This window comes from Planococcus sp. A6, assembly GCF_028823615.1.
Lineage (GTDB): Bacteria > Bacillota > Bacilli > Bacillales_A > Planococcaceae > Planococcus.
Genome location: NZ_JAPEHT010000067.1, coordinates 1 through 18150, shown reverse-complemented (window position 1 = coordinate 18150; position 18150 = coordinate 1). Strand labels below are relative to the sequence as shown.

Below are 18150 nucleotides of genomic sequence, written 5' to 3'. Positions count from 1 at the left end.
GCACAGTCAATACCGCCAGCGCCAGCTTCAATTTACTTGCTCCTTTCTGCATCCCGACCATCTCCTTTGTTTATAATACGAAATAACTAAACTTAAGTTTCAATTTTCTGGAATTTGAGGAAACTCATTTATGAATCGTATATTTTCACAAAGAAAAAATGCCTTTCCCCTGGCTCCCCCTAAGGTTCACAAGCAGAAAGGCGTTTCTGGAATGCTAATAGGTATCCAAGAAGCTTTTTCCGTTTAATTCATTCGACGATAGAATAAAATGTTTCACCAACTCCACTGTGTGATCCAAATCTTCCAAGTCCACGATTTCAATCGGTGTATGCGTATAACGGGAAGGAATCGAGACGACACCAGACGAGACGCCTTTATGAGTCATATGAATCGCCCCCGCATCTGTGCCGATGCCCATAAAAATTTCCTGTTGATACGGGATCGCTTGCTCGGTGGCTACTTTTTCCAATAGGCCCGTCACCAAAGGATGCGATATCAAGGACTTATCCGTAATCTTGATGCACGGCCCAGCGCCCAGTTTGCGGGTGCCGGTCATGAGCACATCATTCGTGTCGCTCGTCGGCGTCGTGTCGATCGCCAAGGCAAAATCCGGCTGCAGGTTTGCGCTCAACACGGAAGCGCCACGAAGCCCCACTTCTTCCTGTACAGTGAAAGCGAAATGGATATCGCCATGTACCAGATCGGCTGCTTGATGGAATTCATTGATCAACTCCATCAAGACGGCACAACCTGCCCGGTCATCCAAGGCTTTTCCGACGACGCGGTTTTGCTTGGCATCGCCAATCAGCTTCAATTCGCTGCCGTAGCTGACCGGCTGGCCGACTCTGACGCCCATTTGCGCCACTTCTTCCGGTGAAGCCGCTCCGATATCGATATACAGCTCCCTGTGAGAAGCGATGCGCTTTGGGTCGTCCCATTTTACATAATGGACAGCGAGTGTGCCGATCACGCCTTGAATATAGCCGTCATCGCCTTTGATTGTCACCGGCTGGGCCAGCAAGGTGCGGTTGTCGAATCCGCCGAGCTGTTCAAAGCGCAGCGTGCCATTCGCTTCGATTTTTTTGACGATAAAGCCGATTTCATCTGAATGCGCGGCGAGCAGAATCGATGGCAAAGAAGCATCCGTCGCCGGAATCGTCGCGATGATGTTGCCGAGCGGGTCCACTTCGCAAGATGCCACTTTCCCTTCTATTTCGCCTTTGATATAACGTTGGACGTCCTGCTCGAAGCCGCTTGGCCCCACCAATCCACATAATTCCTTCAATACTTTATACAAAATGGCTCAACTCCAGATACTTAGTTTGATAGATACACATCGGTCATTAAATCATTGCTCATCGGATGCGGATTGTAATCTTCCACATAATCGCTCTGTGCCAAAGGCGGCGTTGTATAGGCGAGCATCACCCAAGGCGCGTCTTCCTGGAACAATTGCTGGGCTTCCTGATACAGCTCCGTCCGCTTGTCCTGGTCGATCGTTTCACGCGCTTCCGTAATCAAGGACGTGAATTCGTCACTCTTATAAAACGCGATGTTTTGTGCAGGCACTTCGGCGTTCGTTTTGCTGAGGTTCGGGTACAGGAAGTTATCCGGGTCCGCCATAACGCCAGTCCAGCCGTACATCGCCATGCTGTGCTTGCCATTCTTCGTGTCTTCCAAATAAGTAGCCCATTCAGACGACACGATTTCTGCCGTGATGCCGATTTCAGCTAAGTCCGATTGGATCGCTTCCGCAATTTTCATCGGTTCCGGCAAATAAGGACGCGGGTTGCTCATTGTATGCAATTCTGTTGTAAAGCCGTCCTCGAAGCCGGCTTCCGCCAATAGTTTCTTCGCTTCTTCTACATTGTAATCGTATTTCTCCAATGATTCGTCGTGGCTCCATAGAGATGGTGGCAGTGGACTTGTCGCCGGATCTGCCAGTCCGTTGTAAAACGCATCGACGATTTCTTCTTTATCGATCGCCATATTGATGGCCTTGCGCACCAAAGGATCATCAAATGGTTCTTTTTCCATATTGAACGCCATATAGCCGATATTGAAACTTGGGCGTTTGAGCAGCTCAATGCCGTCTGTGTCTTCCACAATCGTCGTATCGCTTGCATTCATCCCATCCACAATATCGATTTCCCCAGTCTGCAAGGCATTCAAGCGAGCAGAGTTCTCGGGAATGACTTGATAGATGACTTGGTCGAGATAAGGCTTCCCTTCCATCCAATAGTCTTCATTCTTAGATAGTGCGATCGTGTTATTGCGGTTCCATTCCTCGAACTTGAACGGCCCCGTGCCGACCGGGTTCTCCCCGATGCCAGCTCCGTATTGTTCGATCGCTGCAGGGCTCGCGATCCCGAACATCGAAATCGCTAAATAGCTGAGGAACGGTGCGGTTTTTCGCTTCAACACGATTTCAAGTTCGTGCTCATCAGTCGCTGTCACCGATTCAATCAGGTGGTTTTCGTCACCTTTAAATCCGCCATACAGGAACGGGTAATAAGGAAAATCCCCTTCGTGGTACGGATTTTCCGGATCCATCCAGCGTTCGAAGTTAAAGACGACGGCTTCTGCGTTAAAATCGGTGCCGTCATGAAACTTCACGCCTTCGCGCAGCTGGAATGTCCAAGTCAGGCCATCTTCGCTCGAGCTGTATTCTGTTGCCAGTTTCGGCTGCAGCTCCAAATTATGGTCATACTCCAATAGAGTTTCATATATATTGTGCGTGACCCGGATCGACTCACCGTCTGTCACATTGATTGGGTCCAAACTGACCGAATCAGCGCCGCGCCCGTAAACCAAGGTCCCGCCGCTCTTATCGCCTTCAGTTGCAGTGCCGCCCTCGTCTTGTGCGTTGTCACTTGAACATCCAGCCAATAGCAGGATTCCGAATGCAATGAAAAAATAAAACAAGTTTCGAATTTTCTTCTCCAACCGGCTTTCGCCTCCTTTTTCGCTCTCTTTCTCTAGCACAGTAAAGTTTTAGAGGAAGGAAGATAGCTCCAAGTATAAAGTTTTTGGAATTAATTTTCAAATCTATTTTTTCAGACTTTTATTAATATGCATTAAAAAAAAACACCCACCTATAGAGTGAGTGTCGCAAGCTATTATCCACTTAATCAATACCTAGGATCATCAGCTTGAAGCAGCCGCTGCCTGGTCCGCTTTTACGCAATCGATGGCCACGACGAGCGAAATGATGAGATGCTCCATCGTTTCATCCAGGATATCTACTTGATACGTGTCTCCCCAGCTGAGCCATTGCTTGCTTACCGAACCGATGACTTGCCCATGCCTTAGGATATCAAAGGTCATTTCCCACCAATTCCCCTGAACATCGATACCTTCCGCTTCAATGGCATAGCGCGGCTTTAAAAAAGTGAACTCTTTCTTGATCATGACTGCTTCCTGCCCGTCCACTTCCACAAAGAAAGTCGGCAAGAAACTAAAGGTCTTTTTCGTGATTACGCCGATTTCCTGGTTTTCTGCATCCAAAATCGAAAAGGTCTTCGGGATTTTTAAAAAACTGCCTTCGACAAAATACCGATCCTGTTGTTGTTCATCTTTCACCGTGAATTTCTCGCTCAAGCTAAATACTTTTTGTTTGATATAGAGTTGTTTCATAGTAACTTCCTTTCTAATTTCCCCTGTTATGAGCTTTCATTTGGTTCCACGTGAAACATCTTTATCGCTTATACTTTCAAGATTCCCCTGAACCCTCTTGCGGCGTAATAGGAATCCGCTCCGTTATGGTAAACAAAAACCTGCCCGTACCTGCAATCTCCAAAAATTGCCCCGCCGCGTTCCCGGATTTCCTGTGGCGTCTCGAGCCAGCTCGACGTCTTCAAATCGAACTCACCCAAAGTCTGAAGCAGCCTGTACTGCTGTTCTGTCAATAATTCAATGCCGATCTCAGCCGCCCTATCGACTGCCGAACTTTCGGGTTTATTTTTTTTGCGCGACTCAAGCGCTTCCTGGTCGTAGCAAAGGCTTCTACGTCCTGCCGGGCTTTCTTTTGAGCAATCGCAAAACAGGAACATCCCGGTCTCTGCTTCATAGCCAATTACGTCCGGTTCGCCGCCGGTTTCCTCCATTTGTTGCAACACTAAAAGGTTCTCCGGGTTCTCGTTCAGCTTCAGCAAGACATTGTCCCAGCCCATCTTCTCGTGACGTTGCTCGTTTTGTTCAAAGCGCTGTTTCAAGGTGTCGAGCAACTTTTGGCGTTGGTCTTCGGTCATCTGCTTTTTAACGGCACACATTTGAAAGCCTCCATTCAAACTGATTGTTTTTGAAAATCCGTTCTACTGTCTTCTTCCTTACTTTTGACATACTGAGTGATTTCTCCTGCTTATCGGGCCTTTCGAGAAGTGCGAAGTTTTAGGGACATTAAAAGGCATCGTTTATGAATTCACTTCATAAACGATGCCTTGTTCTTATTTCACTTAATGGATTCCATTATCTCTTTGTATACAGCTACTCGATCTCTTCCATTTTGCTTTGCTGCATACAGAGCGAGATCCGCTTTCTTCAAAAGCTGCTGCAAACTTCCGGTCGTACTCTGGGAGACGCCCATGCTTACTGTAGCTGGAATTACTCTTTCGCCTGTCACGAGTGGATGCGACTGCAAATAGCTCCTTAGTTCATTGCCGACTTGCTCCGCTTGCTCTACTGTAGTTCCTTTCAATGTCAGCACAAACTCCTCGCCACCGTAACGGGCAAAAATCTGCCCTTGCTGCAATTTGTTTCGGCAGATTCGTGCGATGTGGATTAGGACCTCGTCGCCTATATCGTGTCCATATGTGTCATTGATCGCTTTAAAATGATCGATGTCCATGAGAATGACTGAGAAAGGAATGGACTTCTCTTTAGCGTCTGCAAAATCCTGTTCGCATTGACGCAAGAAAGCGCGCCTGTTGTAAACCTGGGTCAATTCGTCGTAAAAGGCTTGATGCTCCAGTTGCTTCTGCAGTTTTTTCAATTCGGTCATGTCCGTGAAAATAAGCAGCAAGCCTTGACTGCTTTCCCCGTGCTTCATGATCGATGCGCTGATTTGGTAGATGCGCTCCGAATCGCCCATAACGGTTTCAACTTCCTGAAGGTCCATGCTCTCCAGTTCGAAAGGGAACCGATTACCTGTGAGGCACAGCCAGATTTCTTGAAATTCCATGCCGTACATGGGCTTATCCAAAAGCGGGAAACTGTTTTTCGCGGCTCGGTTAAACTCTATCAATCGGTGAGACTTATCGAGCACGATGACGCCATCTTTAATGTGATTGAAAATAATGTCTTTTGCCACCGGCATAATGGCAAACAAGGTCGATGAGCTGATCGCCCAAAAGTATAAAAGAGATGATAGCCAAAGCACCATCGGCACCGGATCCAACCCACTCGGCGTCACGCCAATCAAATACAAAAAGGATGTCAGCATCGGCAGCAATTGACCGAACAGCAAAGCCGCTAGCTGTGGGCGGTAAGCGCGGGCAGTTTCTTTCCACTTGGACAGCAAGAGTACAAAAGCCACGAACATACAGGAAAAGATGTAAAGGCCATGGACAGCATACCAGGTCCCGATTTCTTGATAGATGAATGGCATACCCATCACCGGGTCTGCTTCAAATACCCGATAATGCAGCCCATGCCAATCGTTGGTGACGACCATCAGCAAGGTAATGAACGGCACGATCATTAGGGACCAAAATCCCGTCCTCGTCACGTTAATCCCTAAGTAGCGCAGGATGAACAGCAAACCGAGAGGCGCAGAAAACGGCATGCCGATGTATTGAATGACCGTCCAAAACTTCATTTGCCCAAGCGTGTCCGCTGTCAATGCCATCCCGGCGCCAAAGCAATAAATGCCGATTGCCGCGGTGTAGAGCAGGAAATAACGGGCAATTTCCGAATAATTATGGCGCTTCCGGAAAACGTATATGAGTAAAAATAGGATAAATACAGTCGACATACAAATCAAGGTAAGGTAAATCATCAGCGGGGAATTCACGGAAGACACCCCCTCTTTCACTGTTTTTATTCATAATGTAGCATAGTCCGATTGAAAAATATTGAAAAATTTCATGAAATAAAAAGAAATTTTTAACTTAAAATAAGAAATTACGCATCCCCCAATTTCACTATTTTTTTTGATTTGAATTGAGTTGAAAACTTAAAAAAGGGGCGATAAATTTTTCCAGAAAAATCCATGCTGAAGTGAACGTGCTTGTATCTACTTTGTCATTACACTAATAAGTAATATGTTTCTGTGATCTCTTTGGCATGGTTTGAGAAAAAAAAACAGGCCAGCGTCCCGCTGGCCTGTTTTCACTTTATTTAGTTCTGCAAATCGTAGCGATCGGCATTCATCACTTTGTTCCATGCTTTAACGAAGTCGCGGACGAATTTCTCTTTGTTGTCGTCTTGTGCGTATACTTCGGAAATCGCACGCAAGATGGAGTTCGAGCCGAATACGAGGTCGATGCGCGTTGCAGTGCCAGCGGATTCGCCAGTTGCACGGTTTTTACCTTCGTATTTATTGAACTCGACCGGTGACCACTCGATGTCCATATCCAATAGCTTCGTGAAGAAGTCGTTGGTCAAGACACCAACATTATCAGTTAGGACGCCTGCTGTAGAACCCTCGTGGTTTGCGCCAAGTGCACGCATACCGCCGACAAGAACTGTCATTTCCGGAGCTGTCAGGCCAAGCAATTGTGCTTTATCCAACAGCATTTCTTCCGGGCTTGTTGCATATTCTTTCTTATGGTAGTTTCTGAAACCGTCAGATAGCGGCTCAAGAACTTTGAAGCTTTCGGCATCGGTCTGCTCTTCAAGAGCGTCCCCGCGGCCTTGCGTGAATGGCACTTCGATATCGAAACCGGCTGCTTTCACCGCTTGTTCGATCGCTGCATTACCGCCGAGAACGATCAAGTCCGCGATGCTTACTTTGTCGCCTGTTTCTGCTTTCAAATGCTCATAGAAGTAAAGCACTTTTTCCAATTCTTCCGGCTCGTTGGCATCCCAGCTGCGCTGTGGTGCGAAGCGAATACGTGCACCGTTTGCGCCGCCTCGCTTGTCGGAACCGCGGAATGTGCTGGCAGAAGCCCAAGCTGCTTTAACGAGCTGCTGCGGGTTGATGCCACTTTCCAGGATTTTCGCTTTCAGTTCAGTTAATTCCTTGTCTTTCAATGTTCCTGGCGCTGCCGGTACTGGATCTTGCCAGATCAACTCTTCTTCTGGAACTTCTGGTCCCCAATAACGGACTTTCGGGCCCATGTCGCGGTGAAGAAGTTTGAACCATGCACGCGCGAACGCATCTTGGAACTCTTCCATGTTTTCGTAGAAACGGCGGGAGATTTTTTCATATTCCGGATCTACGCGAAGCGCCATATCAGCAGTCGTCATCATCGTTTTCACTTTGATGGACGAATCTTCTGCATCCGGTGCCATCTGCTCTTCAGATAGGTCTACTGCTGTCCATTGGTAAGCGCCGGCAGGAGATTTCGTCAATTCCCACTCATAGCCTAACAATTGCTCGTAATAGCCGTTATCCCATTGGATCGGGTTGGCAGTCCAAGCGCCTTCGATACCACTTGAAATCGTGTCGCGGCCTTTTCCGGAGCCGTATGAACTCTTCCAGCCAAGTCCCATGTTTTCCATCACTGCCGCTTCCGGATCGTCGCCTACGTTGGAAGGATCTCCAGCGCCGTGCGCTTTACCGAATGTATGGCCGCCTGCGATCAAGGCAACTGTTTCTTCGTCGTTCATTCCCATGCGCGCGAAAGTCTCACGGATGTCCACTGCACTTGCAAGCGGATCCGGTTTGCCATTCGGGCCTTCCGGGTTAACGTAGATCAAGCCCATTTGAACGGCTGCGAGCGGGTTTTCCAGTTCGCGGTCGCCGGAATAGCGGTTATCCGCGAGCCATTCTTTTTCATTGCCCCAATAGACGTCTTCTTCAGGCGCCCAGATATCTTCACGGCCTGCACCGAATCCGAAAGTTTTGAAGCCCATCGATTCAAGTGCCACGTTGCCTGTCAAGACGAGCAAGTCAGCCCATGAGATTTTGTTTCCGTATTTTTTCTTGATCGGCCAAAGCAAACGGCGCGCTTTGTCCAAGTTGACGTTATCCGGCCAGCTGTTAAGCGGCGCGAAACGCTGGTTGCCGGTAGAACCGCCTCCGCGGCCATCCGTTGTACGGTAAGTACCTGCAGCGTGCCAAGACATACGGATGAACAATCCGCCGTAATGGCCATAATCCGCTGGCCACCATTCTTGGCTATTGGTCATCAAGTCGCGAAGATCTTGTTTCAATGCATCGTAATCCAATTTCTCGAATTCCGCTTGGTAATCAAATTCTACCCCTAGAGGGTTTGTTTTCGTGTCATGCTGGTGCAGAATATTCAAATTCAGCATATTCGGCCACCAGTCTTTATTTTGCGTTTTGCCTGGCTTGTTCGAAGTCGTGATGGCGCTGTCTTGGTGTCCGCCCGTTTGGTCAGTCGGCTGTTGTCCGCCGGCTCCTGTTATTGGGCATTGTGCATCGGATGCAGCTGTGTGGCGCTTTTGTTCGTTGTTATCCATCTTGTAAAAACCTCCCAATTGATAATAAAAAAAGGTGAACTTCTATCCAACATGTATGTTGTTGGGTATTGCCAATTGCATATAATAATTCTTACATTAGAATTATACTAAACTAGAGATCAGCTGAACAGCAATATGGATAAAAATGAGGGCAAATCTTTTCTGGGCGCCTTAAATTCAGAAAGAGTTGCCCGAATTTCTTCCTATAATACGCTTTCATTTTTCAACTTCAGAAAAACTCACTGAAGAATGAAGCGAACAGTACAAAGACGATAACCAAGACGATGATCGTGATGATAATCCCCGGCAGCACGACGATGAAAAAGCCTTTCCAAGACGACACCCGGTGCGCTTCGCCTACCGCTTTGCAGACGATAATGAACGTCCAGATGGAGACGACTGCCATCACGATGGACATGATGACGACGATTGGGTTTCCTTCCACATCTGTCCGGTCAGCCAGGAAGGTTTCGGGTGATGCCAACACCCAGATGATGAGAAGCGGCAACAGCCAAATTTGCGGAATTTGGGCCGTGACCAGCGCCTTGAACATTTCCTGATACGTTGCCGTTCCTTTGAACAGCCGGCCGACAAGCACCAGGATCGCCGCACCTAGAAAATAGCCGAAAGCGCTGCCGATCGGCCCGGTCACCAATGCCTGCAGAATCGCTGCCCACGGCGCCATATCGGAGCTTCGTTCATTCATCATCCCGATCAAACCGGAAGCAAAGCCCGTGAGGACAATGAGCAGTATAATGAACTTGAATGATTTCCGCTCAATGACGAAACGGACGGTTTCCCGCGTGCGCAGCCAGATATCGGTGAATGGGTTCACCCCGCGCTCGCTTCTGATTCGCTCTTCCCTTACCATGATTTCTTCCTCCTCTCTTATCGGTGATTCTAGTGGCACAAAAAGACTACCCCCTATGTTTCTTCATATCTTTTGAATACCCTTTTCTATTTTTTGAAGAGAAGAATGAAATTGCCTTCGAAATGGCAAGTGGGCACTCAATTTAGAAAGGAGGGAGACCGAATGGAGATCGAGAATTTGCTCGGCGCAGGCTCTAGGCAAGAATTAAGGGAGTGGCTGGAGAAAAATTCGGCTTCGGCGAAGTTTTGCTGGGTACTGATCGGGACCAAGGAACGGCCAGAAGGAATCCCTTATTTGGATGCCGTGGAAGAAGCCTTATGCTTTGGCTGGATTGACGGTATCACGAAAAAGACAGCCGATAATCGATTGGTCCAGCGGCTTTCACCGCGCCGGAAAAAGAGCAATTGGACCGAATTGAACAAAGAACGTGTCAGAAGGTTGGAAAAGTTGGGCTTGATGACAGAGCAGGGGTTGAACATCCTCCCCGATATGCGGCCTGAGTCGTTCACGATCGACCCCGAGATTGAAGCGCGCCTGAAGGAAGACCCGCAAGTGTATGAGAATTTCATGAATTTCCCTGAACTGTATCGGCGCATTCGGATTGATAATATACAAGGTTACAAGGGTAACGACCGTGATATTTTCGATAAGCGCTTGGACAAATTGATCCAACATACAAGTAACAATAAGATGTACGGCCAGTGGGATGATAATGGCCGCTTGAGTGATTACTGAGAGATTCTCGCAAACTTCTACCTAGCACAAGTAGATATTTCCACCTTTGTTAAAACAGAAGTTTGTTTAGGCAAGAAAGTGCCTGGCCACTATTTCCTGGGAAATAGGGGCCAGGCACTTTCTTGTGCTCCTTTCAATTCATTAAAGCAAAATATTTTCCAAAAATTCATCCGCAACTCTATATTTCTTCGGGCGCTGGCTAACTATTTCCACAAAAGCCTCTTTTTCTAAATAGGCCATTACTTGATTGGTTTTGTATCTCGATTGATTGGTCAATTCCATAAGTTGTGACATAGACAAAGGTTCACTATCACTAACAAAAACATTTAAGTGCAGCATTACACGCAACACATTTTTTGCCTCCTGTTGATTCTCCCAACGGCTTTCTTTAAAGAACGCCTTGATTTGTTGTGTTTTCGCGAGGTTCATTTCTAATTCTTCAATGATGCTTTGCTGCCCTTCTAGCAACAACTCGAGCATATCAATTAAAAAAAATGTTGTTTCGCCCTGATTGAATGGATTTGGAACTTCTTCTAATGCTTTATAATACTTGGATTTGTTATTATTTACAGCATAGGAAAACGTAATCGCAGAATACCGCTCCAAATATCTCGACAGATAACTGCACACGAGTAGGCGCCCGGTCCGTCCGTTCCCATCATAAAAAGGATGAATGTACTCATAATAATAATGGGCGACCATATAACGATACAATTCCGGATGGTTTTCATCCTCAAGAAAATGGATGAGCGCATCGAGTGATTCTATAATTTTCGCTTCAGAATTCACGCCTATATGGGTAGTTTTTGTACCATCATTGATTTCAACATAGTCTTTCCGGAACATCTCACCATCGGGTTTATCATCTTTATCGACTTCATCCGACACTAGTTCATCATAAAGATTCCTAAAATCAGAAATGTCGTTAAAAGACTGAATTTCATCGATAAACAAATACGTTTTCATCATGCCTTTAAACCGTTTAGAGTTTTTCTTAGACTTCATTACGTCCTGCAAGACGTCTTTCAATTCTTTTCTAGTGCTTCGGATACCTTCAATCTCATTATTGCTTTGCGCTTCGTTAACGATAAGTTTGAGAAAATACGGTTCGATAACAAAACGCGGCAATTTATTGATCAAGGAGGAAATTTTTGAACTGTTTAATAACACCTGATTATTCAAATTCATCAGCACATGAGTATTCACATAGAACAATGAATACGTATCGTTCACTACTTTCCCTTTTCGGAAGCCATTGATCTCCAGCTCCGTTAGATAACTCCCATAACTGCTTTTTCTCTTTTCGATTTCCTGTTCATAAAAAGGATTTCCTTTTTTATAAAAAACCTTGGATAGTTTATCATAGCTCATCGTTTCCACCTCCTTAATTCAAAAAAGCGCTCTTTTTTAAATTATAACCCGAATTATTTATAAAGAAAGTAAAGAAACCATATTTTTTAACAGGATGCTATTGAATATAAAACAAAAAAAGATTCTTTAAGACTAGATCAGCCTAAAAGAATCGTTTCTTTTTATAAAACTACTGGATTAAACATCTACATTAAAAATCGTCCCCACTGGCACTGTGCTGTTTTCTTTTACAAATCGGACAGCCATTTCAACGATATACTCCGCCTCATGGTCCATTGAAGCGATGTGGTAGGAATCGTCCAGTTCATATTTCTGTTTGCTGTCTGAACTGATATTGCAGAGGATATAATCGGTATTTCCCGGCGGCACGACATGATCTTCAAAAACGACCGGGCAGCGGACTTCGCCGAGTTTTGTGCGGATAGCATCCATATAGCCGAGCAATTGCTGATAGGCTTTGACCGGCGCTTGCCCGTAAGTGATTTCCACCGCATCCGCTTTTTTAATGTCGGGCGCATCTTCTGTGATGTAAGCATGGGCCGGGCGGCTGCGGTAAGTTTCAAACTGCGGGATGTCGATCGCCGGATTGATCAACGCGATGCCCTCGATTTCAGGATGGCGGCTGGCCAAATCCAAACTCAAGGTGCCGCCCATCGATTGCCCGATGACAAAGACCGATGTGCACGATTTTCTGAGTTCGATATAGGCATGCTCGACACTCCGGAACCAGTCGTCATAAGAGAACTGTTCCAGATCCTTGAAATGGGTGCCATGGCCCGGCAGCCGCGGACAGGAAACCGTATAGCCTTGTTTGCCAAGTGCTTCGCCTAATTCCCTGACGCTTTGCGGCGTGCCGAGAAACCCGTGGCACAATAGGATGCCGGTGCTGCCGCCTTTCAGAAAGAAGGCTTCCGCCCCTTCGATGACAGGATATTGTTCGTTCATGCAAACCCTCCTTCAGTTGTTTAAAAATCAGGAGGCCCATTAGCTGCCCCTAATGTGAAGTAATGCGAAAAAAGCTTATTCACATTAGACTATATTTAAAACCTACTTGTCAACTGGGTTTTATTAAATGAACGATCAACTGCACTAGGCGCTGCTTTAAACTCCCGAACCCTTCCCTTGGCGCGCCCAGGAAGCGATGGCTGCAATATCATCGGGAGTCGTGCTGCAACAGCCGCCGATGATGTCAGCTCCTGCTTTATGCCAGGCTTTCGAATTGGCTGAAAACGCACCAGCTGACGGTTCTTCGCTCCAGGTTTTGCTTACTGGGTCGTAAGTGGCGCCGGAATTCGGATAGACGATGACCGGTTTAGAAGATGCGCTTTTCACTTCCTGGATCAAGGGTTCGATAAACTGCGGAGCTGTGCAATTAATGCCGATTGCCGCCACTTGCGGTTGTTGCTCTAGCCATTTTGCACAATCTGCGATCCGCTCCCCGTCGCTGATATGGAACTCATCTTTCGCACTGAATGTGAACCAGGCAGACACTTGCGGGAATTCTTCCAGCACGCTAACGATCGCTATCGCTTCCGCAAGGCACGGCAAAGTTTCACACGCCAAAATATCCGCTCCTGCTTCCACCAGCACCCGGATGCGCTCTCTATGAAATGCGGCCAATTGCTCTTCGCCAATCGCATAGCCGCCGCGGTATTCAGACCCGTCCGATAAAAACGCGCCGTACGGGCCGACTGATGCCGCCACTAAAGGCTTCGGCCTGTCTAATCGATCCGCTGCAGCGCCCCAAAATTCATCGCGCGCTTGCGTCGCTAACTGGACAGACTTGGTGATCAACGCGATCGCTTGTGATTCTGTCAGCCCTCTCTCCTGATAGCCTTCAATGGTCGCCTGGTAACTGGCCGTAATGGCACAATCCGCCCCAGCCTGGAAATAATCCACATGCACTTTCTTGATTAACTCCGGATTTTCCATCAATATTTTCGCTGACCATAAGGAATCATTCAAATTGCATCCATAGTTTTCAAGTTCTGTCGCCATGGCCCCGTCCACGATGAGGACCGGGAACTCGTTCAATATCTGTTCAATCGGGTTCATCCGAAATCATCCTTCCGCTCTCAGTCGTTTCACTTTATTCCCTCAGCCTTGGACGGCTTTCCCTAAAAATTGTCTCGTTCTTTCAACGGCGGGCTCAGTGAAAATTTGCTCAGCCGTGCCTTGCTCGACAATGACGCCGTCTTCCATAAAGATGACGCGGTCCGAAATTTCCCGCGCGAAACTCAATTCATGGGTCACGATGAACATCGTTTTTCCGGTGTCCGCTACGCGGCGAATGGTGGCCAGTACTTCATCGACCAGTTCGGGATCCAATGAAGACGTCGGTTCGTCGAATAACAGCACTTCCGGGTCCAAAGCGAGCGCTCGGGCGATGCCGACACGCTGCTGCTGGCCTCCGGACAATTGCGCAGGGTAATGGCTCAGTTTAGACGACAAGCCGACCTGCTCGAGCATCTCGATGCCTTTCTTGTCAGCAGCTTCTTTTTTCATCCGCTTGACGCTCGTCAAACCGACGGAGACATTTTGCAGCACAGTCAGATTCTTGAACAGGTTGTATTGCTGGAACACCATGCCCGTTGCGGTCCTGAGCGCGAAAATCTCCTTTTTCTTGGCGGTGGCCGCATCCACCTGCTTTCCGCCGATTTCCACGATGCCGCTCGTCGGCTCCTCTAAAAAATTGATGCAGCGCAACAGCGTCGATTTCCCGGAACCGCTTGGCCCAAGGACCGCCACCACTTCGCCTTTTTCGACGGTTAAATCGATGCCTTTCAACACATGCTGGTGATCGTAATATTTATGCAGCTTCTCCAATTTGATCATCAGGCAATCCCTCTTTCATATCGGCGTGCGCGTTTCTCGATTTTCACCAATAAGCGCTCGACGGCAATGCATAAGATCCAATAGATAACCGAGACGGCGATATACACTTCAAAGAACGCCAAGCCGCGGGAGCCGAGGATTTTTGCCTGCCCCATGATATCGATGACGCCGATGATGAACACGAGCGAGGTGTCTTTGATCGTGCTGATGAACATATTGCCGAGGTTCGGAATCGCCACCGTCAAGGCCTGCGGGAAGACGATCTTCAGCATCATCTGCACAGGCGTCATGCCGATCGCTTTGGCCGCTTCGAACTGCCCACGGTCGACCGATTCGATCGCCGAACGGATCGTCTCGGATAAATACGCGCCCAAATTGATGGAAAAGGCCATCAAGGCATAGAATTCCGGAGCGATGCTATTGACGTCCGCCGACTGAAGCCACCCGTATTCGCTCTGGAGAAAATAAATGATTTTTGGAATCCCGTAAAATACCAGGTAAATCTGCACCAATAACGGCGTCCCCCGGATAAAGGAGATATAGATTGACGTGATAACGCTGAGCACAGGCACTTTGTAGATTTTAATCAATGCCGCTGCCACGCCGATGATTAAACTCAATAGCAGTGAGCCGACTGCGATACCGATCGTGACTGGCAGCCTGGAGATAATGGCAGGAAAGCTCTCGATCAAGAAATTCAAGTCCAGTAAATTTTCCATGGTTTCTGTCCTTCCGCTAGCTTATTCAGGGATGTAGTCGCCGCCGGTCCATTTCTCGGACAGTTCGGATAAGGTGCCGTCTGCTTTCAGCTGTTTCAAAATCGGGTCGATCAAAGCCTTCAATTCCTGGCCCTTTTCTTCGTCTTTCAAGACGATGCCCATATCGTCATTGACCAAGGACTGGCCGACAATCTCTACGCCGAGTTCATTTTTTTCCAGTACCGCGTTCATCATGATCGGGTCATTGACGTAAGCATCGACGCGTCCGTTCTGCACATCCTGCAGAATTTCCGACGGGTTGCCGCTTTCGCTGTATTTCAATTCGATCGGCTCGGCGGCGGCAGAATTTCCGACGGGTTGCCGCTTTCGCTGTATTTCAATTCGATCGGCTCGGCGGCGGTTTCGTTATATTCTTCAAGCAATAAAGTATAGGAGTCACCCGCCAACGCCCCAACCGCTTTGCCTTCCAAATCTTCAATCGTTTGGATGTCTTCGCGGCCTTCTTTTACTGCGATGACCGTTTCCGCTGCGAAATACGATTCATCGGTAAACAAATACTTTTCTTGGCGTTCCGGCGTTTTCGCTACTTGATCGGCGATGGCCTGAATTTTATTCGACTCGAGCGCAAGGAACATGCTGTCCCACGGCACGGCGACGTATTCGAACGTATAGCCGTCCAATTTTTCATCGACGGCCTTCATCATGTCCACGTCATAGCCCGTCAGCTGATTGGCATCATCCGCAAAAGCAAAAGGCGGGTAGTCGTTTTGCGTCCCGACGCGAATCACTTGATCTCCGTTAGCGTTCGCCGTCTCTTCCGATGAACAGCCGGCAACTGTCCCGGCAAGGCCTATTAAACAGGCAGTTGCGAATACATAAGCGTTTCTTTTCATAATTCAAGCTCCTTTTGCTGTGTAGTTTTTTTACGATAGGGCTGGACCTTCCGCCTTATGTAGAGCGCCTGCCCTACTTTTGGATGCAAAAAAGCCTCTTTCAATAGGAAAGAGGCTTCGACCAATTTCTTATCTCTCAGAATGAATACACCCTGCAGGAATTAGCACCTCTCATGAACATGCATGATGGTTGCTGGACGTCATAGGGCCTGTCCCTCGGTCTCTCTGGATAAGGTATTTAATTTTTTTAATATATTAACGATAGTATTTGAGATGGTCCTTGCTGTCAAACTCTTTTTAAAATAAATCAAAATTTCGCATAAAAATTCAAGAGCAAATTGACAAAGCCCGCTGCATTGAATACCATCAATTTAATATTCAATTGTTGCCGGGTTACTACTGGGCGGCATGCATTCAATACAAGAGCGGAGTGAACACAAGATGAGCGAGGAAACTATTTTCGACGTCGCCATCGTCGGTGCCGGCACGATGGGCATGGCCGCCGGCGCCTTTTTGGCACAGCAAGGCAAGAAGACATTGGTGATTGATGCATTCGACCCGCCCCATGCGAACGGCAGCCATCACGGGGACACCCGGTTGATCCGCCACGCTTACGGAGAAGGCAGGCATTACGTTAGGTTAGTGTTGCGCGCGCAGCAATTATGGGAAGACTTGGAGAAGCAGACCGGCTACAAAGTGTTCGATAAGACCGGCGTCATCGGGCTCGGCCCGGAAGACTCGCCTTTTCTATTGGAAAGCATTGCAGCCGCCAATAGCTACGGCTTGCCACTCGAAATATTAAGCAGCGGCGCGATTCAAGAAAGATGGCCGGGCTTCACAGTGCCCGAGCATTTCATCGGCTGCTTCGAGGAACAGGCAGGCGTGTTGTACAGCGAAAATGCCATCCGTGCCTATAAGAAACTGGCGCTCGAAAACGGCGTTCACTACGTGCCGAATACACCCGTCCAGCACATCGATATACAGGACGGGGATCGTGTGAAAATCTCGACCGCGCAAGGTGTTTTCTATGCTGAAAAAGTGATCGTCACAGCCGGTGCATGGGCGAAGAAGCTGCTGCCAGACCTGCAATTGCCGATCCAACCGACGCGCAAAGCGGTCGGCTGGTTTGAAGCACCGGAGATGTACAATGCTGATCAATTTCCCGGTTTTTTTGTGGAAGGCCCCGAGATGATGTTCTACGGCTTCCCGAGCATCGACGGCGCTGGCGTAAAAGTCGGACGCTCGGATGGCGGGCAGCCAATCGACCCGTACGAACAAACCCAGAACTTCGGGCAATACGAATTTGATGAGGGCGACCTAAGAAGATTCCTGGACCTGTATATGCCAGAAGCGAGCGGAGAATTGAAACAAGGCAAAACTTGTTTATACACCGTCTCGGACGACCATAACTTCATCATCGACCGCCATCCGGAAAACGAGCGCGTCATTTTCGCCTGCGGCTTTACCGGCCACGGCTTTAAATTCGGCAGCGTCATGGGCGAAGTGTTGAGCCAATTGGCAATAGACGGCCACACCGAATTCGACATCGCCCCCTTCTCACTCAACCGTTTCAAACTATGAACTTAAAAGAGTCTCTCCTTAATGATGAAGGAGAGACTCTTTTGATTGTCGAGAAAGTTAAGAAGGCGTATTTTCCGAAGCTTATCGCTCGCTTTCCGTGGGCTCGCGCCCAAGCCTCCTCAGTCGCTGTGCTCCTTGCGGGGTCTCGGTCGTCTCGCTGATCCACAGGAGTCGAGCGAACACTTCTCCAAATACTCAGCTAACACATTGATTTTTGAACGTATAAAAGGAGAGCCTTTTTTTGTAGCAATTTGTAGGTCTTTTCAACACTTTAAAGAGTCTCCCTCTATTGATAAAGAAGAAACTCTTTAGAAGGTGAAATAAGTCGCACCTTTTCATTCATAACCTGTCTATTTCATTTTCTATTTAATAACTAATGAGATATAAAGGTGAGTGGCAGAAATATTATTTTGACGCTAGTGAAGTGTAAGCCGGCGACTCCTGCGGGAGCAGTGACTGAGCAAAGCGAAGGAGCGACGCGAGCTGAAGACCCTGCAGGAGCGTCAGCGACGAAGCGGCTGAGGCCGTGCCCGCGGAAAGCGTCCGGCTGAAACGGAAC

The 18150-nt window shown here is 47.9% G+C and carries 16 protein-coding genes and 1 riboswitch; of the genes, 2 read left to right on the top strand and 14 right to left on the bottom strand.

Going from position 1 to position 18150, the window contains the following annotated elements:
* Positions 1-214 precede the first annotated feature (214 nt).
* The 7 genes from ON064_RS11120 to ON064_RS11090 all read right to left on the bottom strand — a co-directional run bounded on the left by ON064_RS11120 (position 215) and on the right by ON064_RS11090 (position 9457).
* Complete coding sequence (locus ON064_RS11120; protein ID WP_274624817.1) at positions 215-1297, bottom strand: M42 family metallopeptidase; 1083 nt, start codon at positions 1295-1297, stop codon at positions 215-217.
* A 20-nt stretch (positions 1298-1317) separates the two neighbouring features.
* On the bottom strand, positions 1318-2946 hold the full coding sequence (locus ON064_RS11115) for an ABC transporter substrate-binding protein (protein WP_274624816.1): 1629 nt from the start codon (positions 2944-2946) through the stop codon (positions 1318-1320).
* Positions 2947-3147: 201 nt separating this feature from the next.
* Entirely contained in the window at positions 3148-3636 is a 489-nt protein-coding gene (locus ON064_RS11110) for an LURP-one-related/scramblase family protein (RefSeq protein ID WP_274624815.1), read from the bottom strand.
* Between the two features lie 68 nt (positions 3637-3704).
* Positions 3705-4271, bottom strand: coding sequence for a DUF4256 domain-containing protein (locus tag ON064_RS11105; RefSeq protein WP_274624814.1), 567 nt, complete (start codon positions 4269-4271; stop codon positions 3705-3707).
* A gap of 179 nt (positions 4272-4450) precedes the next feature.
* Positions 4451-6010, bottom strand: coding sequence for a histidine kinase N-terminal 7TM domain-containing diguanylate cyclase (locus ON064_RS11100; RefSeq protein ID WP_274624813.1), 1560 nt, complete (start codon positions 6008-6010; stop codon positions 4451-4453).
* Between the two features lie 326 nt (positions 6011-6336).
* Complete coding sequence (gene katG / locus ON064_RS11095; protein ID WP_274624812.1) at positions 6337-8586, bottom strand: catalase/peroxidase HPI; 2250 nt, start codon at positions 8584-8586, stop codon at positions 6337-6339.
* A 229-nt stretch (positions 8587-8815) separates the two neighbouring features.
* Positions 8816-9457, bottom strand: coding sequence for a Yip1 family protein (locus ON064_RS11090; protein WP_274624811.1), 642 nt, complete (start codon positions 9455-9457; stop codon positions 8816-8818).
* A 162-nt stretch (positions 9458-9619) separates the two neighbouring features.
* On the opposite strand from ON064_RS11090, the gene ON064_RS11085 reads away from it, so the two are divergent.
* Complete coding sequence (locus ON064_RS11085) at positions 9620-10192, top strand: YdeI/OmpD-associated family protein (protein WP_274624810.1); 573 nt, start codon at positions 9620-9622, stop codon at positions 10190-10192.
* Between the two features lie 141 nt (positions 10193-10333).
* Here the strand turns inward: ON064_RS11085 and ON064_RS11080 are convergent, their stop codons facing one another.
* From ON064_RS11080 to ON064_RS11050, 7 genes are all read right to left on the bottom strand, one after another.
* A complete protein-coding gene (locus ON064_RS11080) occupies positions 10334-11563 on the bottom strand; it encodes a Fic family protein (RefSeq protein ID WP_274624809.1) in 1230 nt (409 codons plus the stop codon).
* A gap of 177 nt (positions 11564-11740) precedes the next feature.
* Complete coding sequence (locus ON064_RS11075) at positions 11741-12508, bottom strand: alpha/beta hydrolase (protein WP_274624808.1); 768 nt, start codon at positions 12506-12508, stop codon at positions 11741-11743.
* A 156-nt stretch (positions 12509-12664) separates the two neighbouring features.
* Positions 12665-13618: a homocysteine S-methyltransferase gene (gene mmuM / locus ON064_RS11070; protein ID WP_274624807.1), complete on the bottom strand. Its 954-nt coding sequence runs from the start codon at positions 13616-13618 to the stop codon at positions 12665-12667.
* 42 nt (positions 13619-13660) lie between these two features.
* Positions 13661-14398, bottom strand: coding sequence for an amino acid ABC transporter ATP-binding protein (locus ON064_RS11065; protein WP_274624806.1), 738 nt, complete (start codon positions 14396-14398; stop codon positions 13661-13663).
* Positions 14398-15117 carry an amino acid ABC transporter permease gene (locus tag ON064_RS11060; RefSeq protein WP_274624805.1) on the bottom strand — a complete coding sequence of 240 codons (720 nt, stop codon included), beginning with the start codon at positions 15115-15117 and terminating at the stop codon, positions 14398-14400. Before ON064_RS11060 ends, ON064_RS11065 begins: the two co-directional genes overlap by 1 nt.
* 21 nt (positions 15118-15138) lie before the next feature.
* Positions 15139-15438: a transporter substrate-binding domain-containing protein gene (locus ON064_RS11055; RefSeq protein ID WP_274624804.1), complete on the bottom strand. Its 300-nt coding sequence runs from the start codon at positions 15436-15438 to the stop codon at positions 15139-15141.
* On the bottom strand, positions 15435-16010 hold the full coding sequence (locus ON064_RS11050; RefSeq protein ID WP_274624803.1) for a transporter substrate-binding domain-containing protein: 576 nt from the start codon (positions 16008-16010) through the stop codon (positions 15435-15437). Before ON064_RS11050 ends, ON064_RS11055 begins: the two co-directional genes overlap by 4 nt.
* 126 nt (positions 16011-16136) lie before the next feature.
* Positions 16137-16246, bottom strand: a riboswitch (SAM riboswitch).
* Positions 16247-16451: 205 nt separating this feature from the next.
* Here ON064_RS11050 and solA point away from each other — a divergent pair.
* The gene (gene solA / locus ON064_RS11045; protein ID WP_274624802.1) at positions 16452-17591 is read left to right on the top strand and encodes an N-methyl-L-tryptophan oxidase; all 1140 of its coding nucleotides are present in this window, start codon (positions 16452-16454) and stop codon (positions 17589-17591) included.
* Positions 17592-18150: the final 559 nt, after the last annotated feature.